Source organism: Thiomonas bhubaneswarensis (assembly GCF_001418255.1).
GTDB classification, from domain to species: Bacteria; Pseudomonadota; Gammaproteobacteria; order Burkholderiales; family Burkholderiaceae_C; genus Thiomonas; species Thiomonas bhubaneswarensis.
Genome location: NZ_LIPV01000011.1, coordinates 56840 through 73272 on the forward strand (window position 1 = coordinate 56840; position 16433 = coordinate 73272).

The 16433-nt window shown below is 64.0% G+C and carries 15 protein-coding genes; 2 read left to right on the forward strand and 13 right to left on the reverse strand.

Translation table 11 applies throughout. The annotated features are described in order from the left end of the window. Window positions 1-3: 3 nt before the first annotated feature. The 11 genes from ASC45_RS13715 to ASC45_RS13765 all read right to left on the reverse strand — a co-directional run bounded on the left by ASC45_RS13715 (window position 4) and on the right by ASC45_RS13765 (window position 12957). Window positions 4-1035: a glycosyltransferase gene (locus tag ASC45_RS13715; protein WP_167344859.1), complete on the reverse strand. Its 1032-nt coding sequence runs from the start codon at window positions 1033-1035 to the stop codon at window positions 4-6. A gap of 126 nt (window positions 1036-1161) precedes the next feature. After that, on the reverse strand, window positions 1162-2577 hold the full coding sequence (locus tag ASC45_RS13720) for an O-antigen ligase family protein (protein ID WP_055451602.1): 1416 nt from the start codon (window positions 2575-2577) through the stop codon (window positions 1162-1164). Window positions 2578-2591: 14 nt separating this feature from the next. Then, complete coding sequence (gene epsG / locus ASC45_RS13725; protein WP_245610070.1) at window positions 2592-3551, reverse strand: chain length determinant protein tyrosine kinase EpsG; 960 nt, start codon at window positions 3549-3551, stop codon at window positions 2592-2594. Between the two features lie 11 nt (window positions 3552-3562). Then, the gene (locus tag ASC45_RS13730; RefSeq protein WP_055451603.1) at window positions 3563-4921 is read right to left on the reverse strand and encodes a Wzz/FepE/Etk N-terminal domain-containing protein; all 1359 of its coding nucleotides are present in this window, start codon (window positions 4919-4921) and stop codon (window positions 3563-3565) included. A 9-nt stretch (window positions 4922-4930) separates the two neighbouring features. After that, a complete protein-coding gene (locus ASC45_RS13735; protein WP_055451604.1) occupies window positions 4931-5722 on the reverse strand; it encodes an SLBB domain-containing protein in 792 nt (263 codons plus the stop codon). A gap of 25 nt (window positions 5723-5747) precedes the next feature. Beyond that, window positions 5748-6992 (reverse strand): outer membrane beta-barrel protein, encoded by a 1245-nt coding sequence (locus tag ASC45_RS13740; RefSeq protein WP_055451605.1) that lies wholly within the window; start codon window positions 6990-6992, stop codon window positions 5748-5750. Then, entirely contained in the window at window positions 6989-8464 is a 1476-nt protein-coding gene (locus ASC45_RS13745) for an MOP flippase family protein (RefSeq protein ID WP_055451606.1), read from the reverse strand. Before ASC45_RS13745 ends, ASC45_RS13740 begins: the two co-directional genes overlap by 4 nt. 75 nt (window positions 8465-8539) lie before the next feature. Beyond that, window positions 8540-9445 carry a polysaccharide pyruvyl transferase family protein gene (locus tag ASC45_RS13750; RefSeq protein WP_055451607.1) on the reverse strand — a complete coding sequence of 302 codons (906 nt, stop codon included), beginning with the start codon at window positions 9443-9445 and terminating at the stop codon, window positions 8540-8542. Window positions 9446-9487: 42 nt separating this feature from the next. After that, complete coding sequence (locus tag ASC45_RS13755; RefSeq protein ID WP_055451608.1) at window positions 9488-10453, reverse strand: beta-1,6-N-acetylglucosaminyltransferase; 966 nt, start codon at window positions 10451-10453, stop codon at window positions 9488-9490. A gap of 22 nt (window positions 10454-10475) precedes the next feature. Beyond that, on the reverse strand, window positions 10476-11549 hold the full coding sequence (locus ASC45_RS13760; protein WP_055451609.1) for a glycosyltransferase family 2 protein: 1074 nt from the start codon (window positions 11547-11549) through the stop codon (window positions 10476-10478). Between the two features lie 13 nt (window positions 11550-11562). Beyond that, window positions 11563-12957, reverse strand: a complete 1395-nt coding sequence (locus tag ASC45_RS13765) for an undecaprenyl-phosphate glucose phosphotransferase (protein WP_055451610.1) — start codon at window positions 12955-12957, stop codon at window positions 11563-11565. A 421-nt stretch (window positions 12958-13378) separates the two neighbouring features. On the opposite strand from ASC45_RS13765, the gene ASC45_RS13770 reads away from it, so the two are divergent. Further along, on the forward strand, window positions 13379-14182 hold the full coding sequence (locus ASC45_RS13770; protein ID WP_055451611.1) for a phytanoyl-CoA dioxygenase family protein: 804 nt from the start codon (window positions 13379-13381) through the stop codon (window positions 14180-14182). Here ASC45_RS13770 and ASC45_RS13775 read toward each other — a convergent pair. Both ASC45_RS13775 and ASC45_RS13780 read right to left on the reverse strand, forming a co-directional pair. Then, window positions 14163-14744, reverse strand: coding sequence for a hypothetical protein (locus ASC45_RS13775; RefSeq protein WP_055451612.1), 582 nt, complete (start codon window positions 14742-14744; stop codon window positions 14163-14165). The two genes, ASC45_RS13770 and ASC45_RS13775, sit on opposite strands and share 20 nt — an antisense overlap. 98 nt (window positions 14745-14842) lie before the next feature. After that, window positions 14843-15898 carry a homocysteine S-methyltransferase family protein gene (locus tag ASC45_RS13780; RefSeq protein WP_055451613.1) on the reverse strand — a complete coding sequence of 352 codons (1056 nt, stop codon included), beginning with the start codon at window positions 15896-15898 and terminating at the stop codon, window positions 14843-14845. Window positions 15899-16243: 345 nt separating this feature from the next. Here ASC45_RS13780 and ASC45_RS13785 point away from each other — a divergent pair. Further along, window positions 16244-16433 (forward strand): transposase (locus tag ASC45_RS13785; RefSeq protein WP_174514726.1); only part of this gene is annotated, 190 nt, incomplete at its 3' end.

Below are 16433 nucleotides of genomic sequence, written 5' to 3' on the forward strand. Positions count from 1 at the left end.
GCGCTATTCACGCGCCGGTGAAGAGTAAGCCAAATGCGATTTGGGTGCCCATCTGGCGATAGCTTGGAGTCGATGGAAATAATCCACGAACGTCAGGCTGCCACACAGATCCATCCCTGATTTTCGAATCGCCTCCACAGATTCCCCATTTTTTTCTGCGAGCGCCCACAGGATGGCATTTCTCAACGCTTGCGCATCATGCGCTGGAACCACCAGGGCGTCGATACCGGGGCGGAGGTGATCATTCACACCCATGACGTCGGAAACAATCGTCAGCTTTCCAAGCGCCATGGCGCTCAAATAAGTCTGTTGCCCAGCCGACCGCCTGGGATGGGCAACGAGCGGGACCACCACGATTGAACTGCGAGACAGTGCTGCATAATATTCTTGTTGATCGAGCCACTTCACGGTTACGTTATCAGGTAAATCGCTGTAAATATTGGAACTCGCGATGAGAAACCGCTTATCGCAACCCCGCGCAGCCTCAATCAAGGTTTCATAATCCCTGCTGCTGTTTCCGCCCGAGAAAACAACAACATCTTCCTTTTCATCTTGGGACGATGGCGCGATTGCGTTTAAGTTTGGCGGTAGTTGCGTACAAAATTTAGTGAAAATCACCCGATCAGCGTGAATCCCTGTTTCCCGACGGAATAGATCGACCTCGGCTTTCGACAGGAAGCAGTAGAACGTCCAGGGTGACTCGGCCGCAAGCAACAATTTCCTTTGAAACCAGGCATAAAGTCTGTGAAATTGCTTGGTCTTGCTGCGATCCCCTTCGGCACGGGGATGCCAGGTCGCGTCCGAGATGACGATCGTGATGCCTTTGCGGAACAATGCAATGATGGCGGCAATCCAAAGGTCGAACAAATATTCGCGCAGGCCGAGAGCGCCATTCAATATGAATGCATCCCCAGGCCTGGCAGAAAATATCGCCCGCACGATAGCAAGGACACCGACCTTGTGCCTATTGAGAATGATGACGTCGCCGCTCGGATGAGGATCGTGATCACACCAGATCAAGCTGTAGATTCTCATGGCATTCCCCCCAACGAAGTGTCGATTCGCCCTAGGCCACCATATCTCCTCATGAGAAAAGAGCGGTAAACCAAGTGGCATGCAGAAATGACGGTCGTTTAGTCTAACGGACAAAAATCACGATTTCTAGGGCTCGCCATTCCCAAATTGCCGCACTCTGTGCAAACTGAAACCCGCGCCCAAGGCAAACCACAAATACCATTGGAAAACAAGGTAATCAAGCATATTGTCGGAATAGGAAACGACCGCAAGCTCGATGACCAACATCAGCAGCAGGAAACCCGCCATGCGATCGGTTTTCATCACTCGCCTGGCCATGGCACCCGTGCTCACCAACAGCCAGACAAATGCACCGAGGCCTAATACCCCACCGTCGAAAAACACCTGCATATAGACGTTGTGCGCAGGTGGGCCCAGCGCGCCATCGGCGTGAGAAAAAAAGATCGCAGAATAAAACTCGAAGGATTCCTTGCCATAGCCATAAAGGTAGTGAGCGGGCTCCATGAACCGCAGCGCGTCCCACCACATTTCCTTGCGCCAGGCGAACGAGTTCAGCGGCTGGTAATACATGCCGCTGTTGCCCGAGGTGAGTTCGGTGATGCGCTCGCGCACCTCGGGCAAGAGCAGGGTCGCTCCCGCCGCAATGACCAGCAAGGGAAACAGCTTGCGCTCCATGATGAGGGTGTAGGCGAAAAAGAAGATGGCCATCGCGCCCCAGGCACTTCGCGTTTTCGTCGCCAGGAGCAGGACCAGCAGCAAGAGGATGTACAGCGGCAACAGCCGCCGCAGGCGCGGTCCAACGGTCAGCAGACCGCCGCGCCACACTACGAACAGCATCGACACCATGAGCACCAGATAAAACGCAAAGATGTTGGAATTGGTGAAGGAACTGCTGATTCGAAGACCCGCGCCCTCGTAAGCCGGCGCCTGGTAGCCGCTGTGCGTCAATAGCTGGTACATCCCATACAGCACCGGGCCCAGGCTCGACAGAAGGACCGCCCACAACCAGCGGTCATGGCTGGCCTTGTCGCGCACATAAACAAAGGCCAGCAGAAAGATGGCGGCGTAGGACATCAACGCCAGGTCATTCTTGATACCCGGCACGAGACGCGGCGTGTACAGCAGAGTGAGGGTCATGACCAAGAGCAGCGGCAGCCAGGTGCGCAGCAGCAACCTTCCCGCGAGGATGCGTTTGCGGTGGAGCAGTTCCATGACCAGCAGACCGATGATGAGCGCGTTGAGCAGTCCTCCCAGGCTCATGCCCGAACTCCCGATGCCGACCTTGGTCATCTCCAGCATGCGGTCGAGGTCGGAGCGGAACAGGATGATGAGCAGCAGCAGGGTTTCGCGGGCGTAGAAGAACAGCACGCCGAGCACGAACGTGGCCACGACGGCCACCACCAGAATGATCAGATGGCGACTGTCGAGTGCCAGGTGGCCCGCGCCATAGCCTCCGAGCACGGCGAGCAGCGCGCCCGCTGAGATGGCCAGTGCCGCGCCCGCCTGCGTGCGCAGCTCGGGACGCGTGATGGCTCGCAGCATGGCGCCTTGCGCGTTCAGCGCTGGTTGAGCACGCTGCCCACCAGGGTCATGCCACCCTGCTGAATGGCATGGGACACGGCCTGCACCTCCGCGGCGGTGCTGTGATGCTGGTCTGCGAGCAGCAGCGCGCCCTGCGTGGCGGCGCAGACGGGCAGGATTTCGGCGACGTGGCCGGGCGCGGTATTGACCAGCACCACATCGAAGGCGTCGGCGGCATGCCCCAGCAGTTCGGTGAAGGCGGGCCGGGCGAGCAGTTCGGCGGGGTTGGGCGGCCGCGTGCCCGCGCCCAGCACAGTAAGGCCGAGCAGCGGCTCCAGGCGCACCGCGGCGTCCAGCCCGGCGCGGCCGATGAGCACATCGGCAAGGCCATGTCTTGCCGGCAGATTGAACAGGCCATGCAGCAGCGGTCGCCGCAGGTCGGCGTCGATCAGCAGGGTGCGCTCGCCGAGCTGCGAAAACACCACGGCAAGATTGGCCGCAAGACTGCTCATGCTGCCGGTCATCGCCGTGCCCACCAGTGCGAGGCAGCGCCGCCCGGCGCCGAACCAGCGCAGCATGAGCTGGCTGCGCAGCGCGCGCAACTGCTCGACCTGCGGGGTGAAGGGCTGAAAGGCGGCGACGAGTTCGTCGCTGAAGCCATGCGCGCCGTGGGCCAGGTAGGGATAGTCGAACTGGCGGGAGAGCGCGAGCAGGATGTCCTGCTCACTCACCAGACCCAGGCGCAGCGCGGCATCGCCGAAGCGCAGGTTCTCGGCCTTCTGCAGCCGCAGCACGCGTTCGGCGTCGGCGGCGCTGAGCTTGCCCGAGTCGAGCAGCAACTGGCCGAGCTTGAGGTCGCGCCCCGGATCGGCCGCCAGCGCCGGGCCGGGCTGGGGCGGGAAGGCCGAGCGCAGCAGCACGCCCTGCGTGTCGTGGGCCGCAAAGCGCTGCGCCAGCCGCACAGGGATGGAATCGACGGGAGCGGGAATGTCCATGACGGTCTCCATCAACGCAGCAACAAGGGGTGAATCTGCACGGTGCCCAGTAGCGGCGCACCGGTGAGGTCGATGACGTCCTGCACCGAGCGCACCTTGCGCTGCAACTGTTCGAGCAGCAGCGCCACCGACATGCCCAGAATCAGCCCGAGCAATCCGCCCAGCGCCACGGTGATGAGCACTCGCGGCCCGGTGGGCGACAGCGGCGGCACGGCGCGGCTGAGCACGGTGAGATCGGTCTGGTCGGACTTGGACAGCATCTGGCTTTGCTGGTAGCTGTTCAGCGTGGCGTCGTAAAGCTTCTGCGCGTTGGCAACCTGCTGCACCAGGAGCTGACCCTCGGCGCGCAGCGTGTCGTCGGAAATGAGTCTCTGCTGCTGCGCGCGCATCGCCGCCTGCATCGCCGCCATGCTCTGCTGCGACGCCTGCGCCGTGCTCTGCAGGGTGCGCTGAACGGTCGCAATCTGCTGCGCCAGCTTGGCGCGCAGGCTGGACACCTCGGCTTGCTTGGCGATGTATTGCGGGTTGTTCGGCCCTTCGGTCTGGGCGAGCTGGCTGAGCTTGGCCTCGGCCTGTGCCAGGCTGGTCTTGAGGGTTTGCACCACGGGGTCGCGCATGGCTTCGGCACTGTGGTCGGCAGCGACCTGGGCGCGCGACAGGTCGGCGTAGTTGGCCGCAGCCGCTGCCGCCTGCTGCGCCGCCAGCGCCTGCAGCGGCGCCGTGGCCTGCGGGTCTTGCGCCGTGAGAATCACCCCATGCTGCTTCTGGTAGTCCACCAGACGCGCCTGCGCCTGCTGCAGCTCGGCCTGCTGGGCCTTGAGCTGCGCCGCGTACCACTGCGCGTTGCGCTGCGCCGGCCCGGTGCGCAACGCCAGATTGGCCTGCAGGTAGGCGTCGAGGAAGGCGTTGGCCATGCGCGCGGCCTGGTCGGCATTGGGCGAGTCGTAACTCAGGCTGATGATGTTGTCGCGGTCGGAGGTGCCTACCTTGAATTTGGACAGCAGGCTCTGCGCGATCCATTCGCGCAGGCTGCCCACGCCGGGCGTGAGCTTGGCGGCGAGCGCCGCGTACTGCGCCCGCCACGCCGGGTCGTCCGCCAGATGCAGGGCATCGACCACCTGCAGCGCGGTGCTGCGGTTGGTCAGGATCATGGCCTGGGTGTTGAGGTAGGCCGGGATCAGCATGCCCTGCATCTGCGCCCCGGTGATGGGGTTGACGTACTGGCTGTTGACCACGACCTGCGCCGTGGCCAGGTAATGTTTGGGCAGGAGTTTGGTGGTGATGCCGGCCGCCGCGCCTGCAATGACGGCGAAGACGACGATCAACCCCCAGCGCGCGCGCAGCGCCAGCAGCAAGGCTTGAAGGTCCATGAGCAGCTCCTAGAAAAGACTCTGGCCGATGTCGATGACATCGTTGGCCCGGATCGGGGTGTCGGCACCGGCTTGCTGCACGGCCGTCTTGCCGCCCTCGACGCCGCTGTGAATGGTGGCGCCGCTGAGCGTGCCGCGGCGCGTGAGCCCGCCTCCCAGCGCCACGGCCTGCAGCAGGGTCATGCCCGGGGTGAGGCGATAGGCGCCGGGCTTGTTGACCTCGCCTTCGATGTAGAACACGGCCGCCTGGGGCACGTAGAGCACATCGCCTGCGCTGACCACCGGGTCGGGCGCCGACGCACCCGCGAACAGGGCGTCGAGGCGGATGGTGGTGTCGGTGCGCTTGCCGTCCTGCGTGCGTTGCAGCACCACGGTGTCGCCCCCCGCGTCGCTGATGCCGCCAGCCTGCGCCAGCAGATCGGTGACGCGGCTGCCGCTGTCGAGCACATACTTGCCCGGCTTGTTCACCGCGCCCAGCACCACGGCCTGCTGACTGAAGTATTTGTCCACCAGCACGTTGACATAGGGCTTGAGGATGAAGCCGCCCTCCTTGAGCCGCGCGGCCACGGCCTTGCTCGCCCCCGTGGCGCTGAGCCCTCCCACCGGCACATAACCCAGCAGCGGCAGCACGATCTGTCCCTGCGCGTCCACCTGCGCCGCTGGCACCAGCAATTCGGGGTGGCCGTACACGGTCACGCTGACGATGTCGCCGGGGCCGAGGAGGTATTCACCGGCATCGGCTGGAGCGAACGCGAGTGCGAAAAAGGCACCAGCCAGCAACAGGATTCGACGGATACGCATGGCAGTTCAGCCTCCGGTAAATGTTTCAGAACGCTTGCTGCAGGCTCAGGCTCACGGAGCGATTGGCGTAGCTCTGGTCTGGCACGTTGGAGCTGCGATTCGACCGCGCCAGACGCAATGCAAGTTGTGTGCCCGGCCGGGGCGTATAAGCCACGGTCAGCCCGCCGCCGTGAATCTGATCGCGCCGGGTCGACCCCGGAAACACGGCCTGGTCACGGGTGAAGTCCAGCGCCAGTCGCACGGCGGTGTCCACGCTCCAGCTTGCACTGAGTTGTGCTCCGGTGATCACCTGATAGTTCGTGGTGGCGGTGTTGTAGGCGGCCAGCTTGCGGTAGAGCTGCAAGCGCAGGGCGGTCTTGTCGGTGACGGCGAACTTGGCATCGATATTGGCCACGACCCCGCTGAAGTCGAGCGCGGGCAGGCTGGGCGCGGTGTATTGCAGATAGCCCACCGAGCCCGCAGCCTGCCAGTAGGCGTCGTCCGACCCGTTGAACTGCACGCCGTTCTCCACCTGATGGAAGTCGGCCAGCGGCGCATTGCCGGTCTGCGTGGCCGCATTGGGATAGCGGCCCTGCAGGAAGGTCAGCGCATAGCCGATGCTGTTGCCGGCGGCGCTCGTGTAGCGCGGGCCGAGGCGCAGCAGGTCGATGTCCATGTCGTAAGGGCGCTGGCTGGTGGCGCTGTTGCGGATGCGGATGAACGCCGTGTCGGCGGTCAGATCCCACGGCCCGACCACGCGGCGCGCCCCGCCCGCGGTCACCACCTGTCTGCGCACCAGATCGGGCAGTGGCGATTGCAGGATGGTCAGGCTCTGCTGCGCGGCGTAGTCGCTGGCCGAGGCATACGCGCTCCAATGCGGTGCATGATCAAGGTTGTAGGTCAGCGAAACATCGTGGCCGGTGAAGTCCAGCGCGCCGTAATGGCTGTACCGGGTGCGGTTGATCAGCGCATGGCCGTAAAGACGTCCCACGGCGCCCGCGTTGTCGAAGCGCACCCCGGCTTGCGCCGAGGTCCAGCAGTCCGAGAGCTGCGTGTCGCCGAACAAGTCCCGCGCCGCAACGCCGCTGCTCAGACCGAACAGATTGCTTTCGCAGGTGCGCTGCAGTTGCACCACGGGCTCGATGCCCGGCGCATCGAACGCCAGTTTCGGCGGAAACTCCGCGGCCTGCGCCCGAGGTGCCGAGCACAGCAAGGCCAGCAGCGCGATGCGGCCGATACCCCTCGCGGGCCGCCCGGCCGACCCTGGTCGCAAGGGATGTGCACGGCTCATGATCGGGACGGGCCAGGCGCGCGCCGCAACAGCAGCAGGCGCAGCACCGAGTCGACAAACGGACGGTTTGCCAGCAGGTTCAGCAGCAGATAGAGCGGCGCCGTCGTCAGCACAGCGGCCGCTAGCTGAACGATCGGCTGGCTGAATTCACGCACCAGAAACACGCCGGGCACCATGCTCAGCGCCGCGATCAGCACCGGGCGCACGATCAGTACCGCATACGACGCAAAGCCCAACGAGGCCAGCGGCCGATAGATGCCGTACCAGGTCGGCACCAGCAGCAACAATGAAGCCAGCGCCATGCTGACGGCCAGCCCTGCCGGCCCATGCATGGAGCCGAGCACGATCGCGGGCAGCGTGAGGGCCAGGATGCCCAGGCTCCACCACAGCTCGACACGCGCCAGACCCAGACCCAGCAACAGTCCCCGCGTCGGCGCAAGCATGGAGCGGACATAACCCACGACCGCCAGAATCGCCAGCAACGGTCCGGTGTGGTGCCACTCCGCTCCGAACAGCACCCGCACCAGCGGTTCGGCGAACAGCGCCATGCCCACGTAAAGCGGCGCATTGATGGCGCCTACCATATTGAGCGTGGCGCCAATGATGGCCTGCACCTTGGGGCGGTCGTGTTGCACGCTGGAGATCAACGGGAAGCCGACCCGGGAGATGATGTTGTTGACCAGCTGTTGCAGCATCTCGACAAAATTGCGCGGCACGCTGTAGAGCCCCAGGCTGTTGGCCGGGACGAATTTGCCCAGCACGATCACGTCGAGGCTGCGGTTGATGTTGTTGATGATGGCGCTCGATACCGCGGCCAGACCGAAGTGCATATAGGGCCGCAGTTCGCGCCAGCTCAGATGCCAACTGGGTTTCCAGCCGTCGGACAGATAGACCCAGCACAGGAGGGTGTTGACCAGGGAGCGGGCCAGACTCGACCACACCAGGGTATACGGGCCAGCGCCGTACACCGCGGTCAAGATGGCAGTGGCCGTACCCGCCAGGGCGGCAATCGTTTCGATCACCGCCATGGGCCGAAAGCGCAGTGTTTTTTCCGCTTCGAGCCGGTACTGCGAGCCCAGGATGACCACGAGGAAGGTGGCCGAGGAGAGACCCAGCAGAGGCAGGAGGCGCGGGTCTGCGTAGATCCAGGCGATGAGCGGGGCCAGCGCGAGCACCACGCCGCCCAGCAGCACGGCAAAGATGGCGCCACCCCAGAACAGGCTGGAGCGTTCGTCATCGGTGACGTTGCGCCGATGGATATAGGCGCTGTTGAGCCCGGTGTCGTTGATCACCCAGGGGAAGGTCAGTACCGCAGCGACAATGGCCATGACCCCGTAGTCTTCCGGCGTCAGGATGTGGGTGAGGATGACGACCTGCACCAGTTTCATGATGACCCCGGTTGCGGTGGACACCGTAGTCCAGCGCACGGCCGAGAACGCCTTCTCCTTGAGACCGCCAGGGGTCGGGCTCATGACGAAGCGCCCTCATCGACGTCCTTAGCCACGCGGCCTACGCACTGCGCTCGGCATGCACCATCTGTCTGCGCTTCAAACGAGAACACGGCCCATTCCTTCCTGACGGCTGAATTGCTGGAGCTGGTCCAGCATCCGGGAGTGGACCGATTCGATGGCCGCGTCACTGCTCAGACGCGGCTCGGCGCCGGTGGCCAGAGCGTGCAGACGGTCGGCGGTGCGCCGCACGACCCAGTCTGGGGTGCTGTCGCGCAGGAAGGCGGTGGCGCGGCGCTGCAATGACAGCGACTTGGACAGACGTCCACCCGAAGGGGCGTGCTGCAGCGCGATCTCAAGCAGAGAGCTTCCCGGCACATGTTGCCAATCGATCTCCATGCCCAACGCGGAAGCCCAGTCGTGCCACTTCATGTGATGAATGTCATGCGTGGGTCGCAGCGCAATCCACGGCACGCGCAGGGCGTCGGCCACGATCGCGCCGTGCATGGCCTCGGTCACGACAAAGTCGGCACTGGCGATGTCTGCCAGCACGGCATCGACCGGCCCGGTCGGGTCGACAAAGTGCAACCCGGCCAATCGGCAGACCTCCTGCCACCTGCCGCGCCAGATGCTCTCCCAATGCGGGATGAACGCCACCTTGCCGCCGATGCGCTGCCGTGGCACCTTGCACGAGCGGATGTAGATCCCGGCATCGCCGATGCCCAGGGACTCGTCCAGTCCCAGCACGCGGGCTGTGAGCTTGCCGCGCACAAAGTAGAAAGCCCACGACCCGTCCCGCTCGGGCTGCGGGGAATACGCGCCGTACCCTGCGCCGAGCACGACCTTGCGACGCCCCGCAGGAAAGCCAGCGCGGATGTTGGAGCCTATGCCAAAAAACAGATCGCCTTCGCCGTCAAACGCTCCATCGAGCAGCCGCGGCCAAAGCCAGAGGTTCAGTTCATCCCCGAAATTGGAGAGCACCCCGCGATAGAAGAACAGTTCCATGATGGGCTGCTTGCTGGATGGATGACGGCTTCTAGGGACGATTCAGGCTGGCACTTGCTCGACCATCGGCGGCACTTCGGTCGACGCCTGATTGGCTGACCCCGACGCATCCTCCGACAACCTGGCCCGCAGAACGCGCAGCAGTTCCTGCGACTCGGCCGTGAACTTTCGCGCAAACAGAAACGGCATGCCTTGCGGAAAATGGCGGCTGGGGGGCTGCGTAGGGTTGTGAGTGAGAAACTCCGCATGCGCCAAGGTCAGGTTCTCCGGCCGGTGACTGCGTCGGCTCCAGTCGGCGTAGGTCGGGCAGCACCTCACCTTGTCCGCAAAGGGCGAGTTGCCGAGCAGGGTGTGGAAGCAATGTTCATCAGGGCAAAAGGTGTGACGGCAGAAGTCGACATAGACCGGGTTGGCTTCCATCGCAACGAGCACATGCTCCACGGCCGCACGCGTCAATGCCCACCAGGTATGCCCGCCGTAGGGCTGCATGTCGCCCAGGGCAGGATCAAAGTCCCGCTCCCTGGGCAACAGGCCCACCCGCTGCGCGCCTCGCTTGAGCCGATTGAGCACGCGCGATGAGGTCTTCAATGGCTGATAGCTTGTCAGCCGGGTCAGGGTCTTGCAGCCGTCGGCCGTCGGCATGCGCTCCAGATTGATGAATTCCAGATCCTCGTGCTTCTCGAAGAAGTGGTGGATGAAGGCATTGCTGCGCACCGGGTAGTCTGCGCCACTGAGCAGCACGAAGCGAGGGTGCCTTTGTCCGGGCTGCGACAGCGCGGCGCGCATCAGCGTCACGATGGCCTCGACCTGGGAGTAATCCCCCCAGAACACCCTGACGCGCTCCTGCAGCACATGCACCCGCGGACTGCGAGGCAGGTCAAAGTCCTCCAACCGCGACTTCCTGTCGATGTGGACATAGAAGTGGCTGTCCCGCGTGGACAGGCATTCGATCAGCGCGCGCAGGTGGGTCGGCTGGTCGTGAGCAAGAATGAGGTAGGCGATGTCCATGATTTGTCTCTGCTGGTGGGGGTCATGCAGCAGCGAGGTCCGGCATCAGTTGCGCCTGCGGGCCCTTGCGGCCGAGGAGGTGGAGCTTGACGGTGGTGTGCTCGTTCATCATCGGACGGCACCTGCTGCGAAACAGCGCGTAGCGAGCCAGCATGACCGCGGGGTTGCGGTTGGACAGCACGCGGCGATAGCGCAGCTCGCGCTCGACCTGAGCGGGGTCGGCATCCATGCGCCTCAATGTGGTACGCAAGGCGTGGAACTCGGCGGTGTAGTCCGTGCGCGCGCCCAGGTCGAACAACATGCCACCGTGATTGCAGAAAGGCGTCGGGTCGAAGGGCTCCGCACCGACCCTGTCACACAACCGCGCCGCCAGGTGCCGCGACACGCTCTGTGATGCGACCATTTGCGCCGCGAACTTCTTTCGACCCACGCTGCCGGCATGCATGCGGTAGCGGATGAGCTGCTGCGGCAGATTGGCAACTTTGCCCAGCAGGGCGAGCTGGCCGAACAGGAAATAGTCTTCCACCAGGTTCTCGAACTCCGGCACCGTCTGTGGCGGCCGACCGTGGCCGAAGGCCACGCCATAGCGCGCACCCAGCGCCTGCAGCCGATCCAGCCGCATGGCCACGGTGGGATGCGCCACGGGATTGCAGAACAGCATGGCCGCTGCAATGCGGCCGGGTTCGAGCGGCAGGGGATGCTGCCGCAGCGTGCGTCCCTGGTCGTCGAAGTTGGTGAGCTGCCCGCCAAGCGCCACGGCCTCGGGATAGGCGGCAAAGCCAGCCTCGGTATGCCGCAGGCGCTCGGGCCGGGCGATGTCATCGGCGTCATGGCGCACGACGTACTTCGCGTCACACAACTCCAGCCCGGCGTTGAGCAGGCCGGACAGGCTACGCGCATCGGGCAGGCTGTGGATGCGGATGCGGGGATCGATCAGCGCTTGAGACTGGGCGATTTCCAGGGTGTGGTCAGTGGAGCCGTGATCGAGGATGAGCAAACGCCAGTCGGCGACGGTCTGGGCACGGATGCTGTCGATCGCCTCGCCCAGATAGGCCGCGCCATTCTTCACGGGCAGCAGGATGTCGAAGCAGGCCATGATGGGTCCCGGCTCAATAGGCATTCGCGTTGCGAAAGCCCTTGAAAAGGGTTGCAACGATGATGCGCAGGTCCATGATCAATGACCAGTTCTGGATGTACTGCATGTCGTACTCCACCCGTTTTTCCATTTTTTCCACACAGTCGGTCTCTCCGCGCCAGCCGTTGATCTGCGCCCAGCCGGTGATGCCGGGCTTGACCTTGTGGCGCAGCATGTAGCCGTGAATCAGTGCTCGGTACTGCTCGTTGTGAGCCACCGCATGCGGACGCGGCCCGACAATGGACATGCGCCCCTGCAGCACGTTGAAGAACTGCGGCAGTTCGTCAAGCGACGTTCTGCGCAAGAACGCACCCAACGGGGTGATGCGCGAGTCGCCACGCCTGGCCTGCACCACGGTATCGCCGTTTTCGGTGACCGTCATGCTGCGAAACTTCCACACCTCGACGATCTGCCCGTTGAGCCCATAGCGTCGTTGTTTGAAGATCACCGGCCCTGGGGAAGTGAAACGCACCGCAGCGGCGATGGCCAGCAGCAGCGGACTGATGAGCGCGAGGATGAGGCTGGACACCACGATGTCTTCGAGGCGCTTGAGCAGCCCGCTCACACCGAAGAACGGCGTGTCGTACACGCTGATGATGGGATGGCCGGCGATCTCGCGCCAGTTGGCATTGCCACGCTCGAAAATGCGCGCATCGGGCACGATGAACACCGAGGCCGTGGTGTCGGCGAGTTCGCGTACGACATGTTCGATGCGCTGCTCCGCGCAGGCCGGCAGGGTGATGAACACGAAGTCCACGCGCCCCGCCTTGGCGTCGCGCACCAGCGTGTCCATATTGCCGATCAGCGACAGACTCTGCAGGTTCAGGCGCTTGACCGCCCGGTCGTCATACACCCCGGCAACGCGCAACCCCGACCACATGCGGGTCTTGAAATGGTTGGCAATGCGGTCGGCCGCGCGGTTGGCGCCAACAAATGCGAGGATGCGGATGTCCACACCGCGACGCGCATTGCGCTCGATCTGGTGGCGAAGCGCAGCTCGCAGACCGATCATCAGCATGGGCACGGCCAGCGCCCAGACGCCGAGCGATAGCCGCGAGTAGTGCGCCGTCACATGCAAGGTAAAGCCGATGGCCAGCAACACCGCCAGCACGGCGCTCCAGACCAAGACGATCTGCCGCATTTCTTCTCGCAGGGGCAGCAGTTGCCACGAGCCATACAGACCCCAGAACCGCGCGCACAGCTGAAAGACCAGGAGCGCGGTGGTGAACAGCATGTAGATGTTGTCGCCCAGCCGACCTTCGTTCAACAGCACGCTGACCACCAGCGCGCCAGCCAGAAACACCACGTCCATGACCCGGAGAAACAACTCCGCGTTGTCATAGGGTGACTGCACAGCTCCTCGCAACATGGCACGACCCTCCTGGCGTTTGGCGTCCCACCCCCGCTGCGCACGATCCGCGCCTCGCCACGGGCGTATCGCCTTGGCTTCTGCGGGACTGCGCAAGTGCGGGCTGACGCAATCGATCCATTCGTGAAGGCAGGCCGGGCGCACTGGCCAACCGCCTGCCTTGTCTGACGATAAGCAAGTCATGGGCCAGTGCCCTGGTCCTCACCGCAGAGTGTTGGAAAGACCTCGACGCGCCCGCGATGATCGATGCTGCATCGCACAAAAACCGTGCTTATGGCACCAAGGCCGTGCAATAGACGCCGTTTCTGCGCCCTCACCCCAGAACGCCGTGTCTGATGCGGCAGGTCCGCTTTTTGCGTGAAGGAAGCTCAGCGGCCCTTCCTTTGGACACGCGTTGACGCGACATGGAGGAACAATGGATATGACCGAGTCTGCATCGCCACTTCCAACCCCCCAGGACCGGGAGACCTGGTCGAGACAGGGCTATCTGCCTGTCGAGGGACTGTTCAGCCGGGAGGAGCTTGCGCAGGCCGCACAGTTGCTCGACGGACTGCTCGCGGCCAAGGCGGCCTCAGGCAGCGACGACTGGACCCTGCAGCAAAACGGCCAGACGGTGTCCGAGGAAATCATTTTCACGGCGGACCGTGAGCCCCGGCTCAAGCACTCCGAAATCTTCCGCAAGTGCGAAGCCTACGCCGCGGCGCTGCTGGGCATGCCGGTGGAGTATGCGTTCGATCACGTCATCCGCAAGACCGCGGGCATAGGCCAGGGCACACGCTGGCATCAGGATGTGTATTACGAGAGCGACGAGGTCTACCGCTACAAGCAACGGGTTCATTTCTGGATTCCGATGGCCGATGTGCCGCTGATGGGAGGGGCCATGCGCTACATCCCGGCGTCTCATGGCGGACGGCTCTACGAGCACCGGAAGCTGCAGGGAGCGAACGATAGCCACTATGTCATGGCCACCGGCTTTGACGAAGCTGCCGCAGTGGATGTGCCGATCACGGCGGGTGGCGCCATCCTGCATCATCCTTACTTGCTGCACGCCAGCGGCCCGAACACATCGCCCCAGGTGCGCACGGCGTGGATACTGCACTTCGCCAGACCGCGCACCTTCAGTCAGAATCTTTGGTACCAGACCATCCAGATGCGCAATGGCTGGAGGCGCGTCAAGGGCGAACTCAAGGGGCGGCTGAAATCGCTCACCCCCGCAGCCGGTTGAGCGAGTGCAGTTCGTAGATCAGCCGGGTGCGTACGCCGTTGATCGACAGCGTGTCCTCGATGCCCTTGACCGCGCGCCCTGCCGCAGGGGCATACCAGTAGTGCGTCATCACCGTGGCCTGTGCGGCGGTGTAGTGGCCCTGCAGGCGAAAGGTGTGAAACGTTCCGGCGGGCACGGTGATGGATTCCTCGGCCTCCACGCTCACGCTCACGCCCAGGCGGGTGTGCAGTTCCCATTCGGGCTGGCTCTGGGTGATGGTGTCCTTCCAGTTCTTGCCCACGCTCAGTGGAAACACGAACTGCGGAAACGCCGGTTTGTATTCGATGGCCTCGCCCGGCACGATCTCGCGCGAAAGCAGGTCGAACTGGCGGGAATAGATATTCTTCAGCACTGGCGAATCGGCCTTGTTGGTGCGCTGCACTTCGACGTGCACCTCGCCGTCGGCGCCGATATGCGTGACGTGGTTGGCCATGACCAGACCCGGATCGCCGCGTTCGGCCTCTTCCTGCGTGCGGGTGACGAAGACCCAGCGGTCTCCGACGCGAATATCGGGCAGTTGCATCTTCAGTCTCCTGCAAGAATGGGGTGAGAGAACCATTTTGCCGCGATCGCCGGGTTGCACGCCGGGCGTCGGACAAAGTCCCCGAAGACCAAGGTGAATCAGTCGGCGTCGGCGTAAAAGCCCGCGCGGCGACGCGCCCGCGGCGCTTCGTTCTTGACCGCCGCTTGAATGGCGGCGATGTGATCGGGCGTGGTGCCGCAGCAGCCGCCGACGATGTTCACCAGCCCCTCGGCGGCGAATTCGTGCAGCAGCCGCGACGTGACTTCGGGGGTTTCGTCGAAGCCGGTGTCGCTCATCGGGTTGGGCAGCCCGGCGTTGGGATAGCAGCTGATGAAAGTGTCGGGCGCGGCCTTGGCCAGCTCTTGCAGATAGGGCCGCATCAGCGCCGCACCCAGGGCGCAGTTCAGGCCCACGGCCAGCGGCTGGGCGTGGCGCACGCTGGCCCAGAACGACGTGACCGTCTGCCCCGACAGAATGCGCCCTGAGGCGTCGGTAACCGTGCCGCTGATGATGATGGGCAGACGTTCGCCCGTCTCCTCGAACACCTCGTCAATGGCGAACAAGGCCGCCTTGGCGTTGAGGGTGTCGAAAATCGTCTCCACCAGAATGACGTCGGCGCCGCCGCGCATCAGCGCCCGGGTCTGCTGGGCATAGGCTGCCCGCAGGGTCTCGAAATCGACGTTTCGCGCCCCGGGGTCGTTCACATCGGGGCTGATGCTCGCCGTCTTGGGCGTGGGGCCGAGGGCCCCGGCAACGAAGCGCGGCTTGTCGGGCGTGCTGAACTTGTCGCAGGCCGCTCGTGCCAGACGCGCCGAGGCTTCGTTCATCTCGTCCACCAGCTCGGCCATGCCGTAATCGTCCTGCGCCACCGTGGTGGCGCCGAAGGTGTTGGTCTCGACGATGTCGGCGCCCGCAGCGAGATAGCCCTCGTGGATGTCGCGGATGATCTGTGGCTGGGTCAGGCTAAGCAGCTCGTTGTTGCCCTTGACGTCGCGCGGCCAGTCCTTGAAACGCTCGCCACGGTACTGCGCCTCGCTGAGCTTGAAACGCTGAATCATGGTGCCCATGGCACCGTCGAGGATGACGATGCGCTGTTTGAGCAGCGCAGGCAATTGGGCAGCTCGGGTGTAGGGCTTGGGGGCAGGAGTCTTCATGGCTGAATGGTAGGGCCTGTAGCGCGATGAGGCCCCGTTCAACCCAGATTGTTCATTAGGGCGCGGGATGGTGGCGAGGCGGGTTGGGGAGGGATTTGACTTCGGGCGACAAACCTACAGCGCCAGCTATGGGCGCGAGGCACGGGGGCAAAGACGCCCCAAACCGACCGCCAATGCCGGTAATGTCCCCGGGCGTGGTGTAAGTCTTTGAAGCGGTGAGCTGCGAAGGGCGTAGCCCGGAGCAGCTCACCGCGCGCCGGTCGTCCCTGGTGATGGGGGTGGCCATCGTGAAGTCCGGATAAGGTTGAGGTGCGAACCCACCAACTTTGTCTGAAGGAAACCACGATGACCCACGCCCCTATCGCATTGACCGAGCTCGCTGAGAAGGGGGCCGATGTCGACGTGCTGCGCCAGATGGTGCAGTTCATGGCCCAGCGCCTCATGGAACTCGACGTCGAGGGGCGCTGCGGCGCCGGCTACGACGAGAAGAGCGCCGCCCGGCTCAACCGCCGCAACGGCTACCGCGATCGCACCT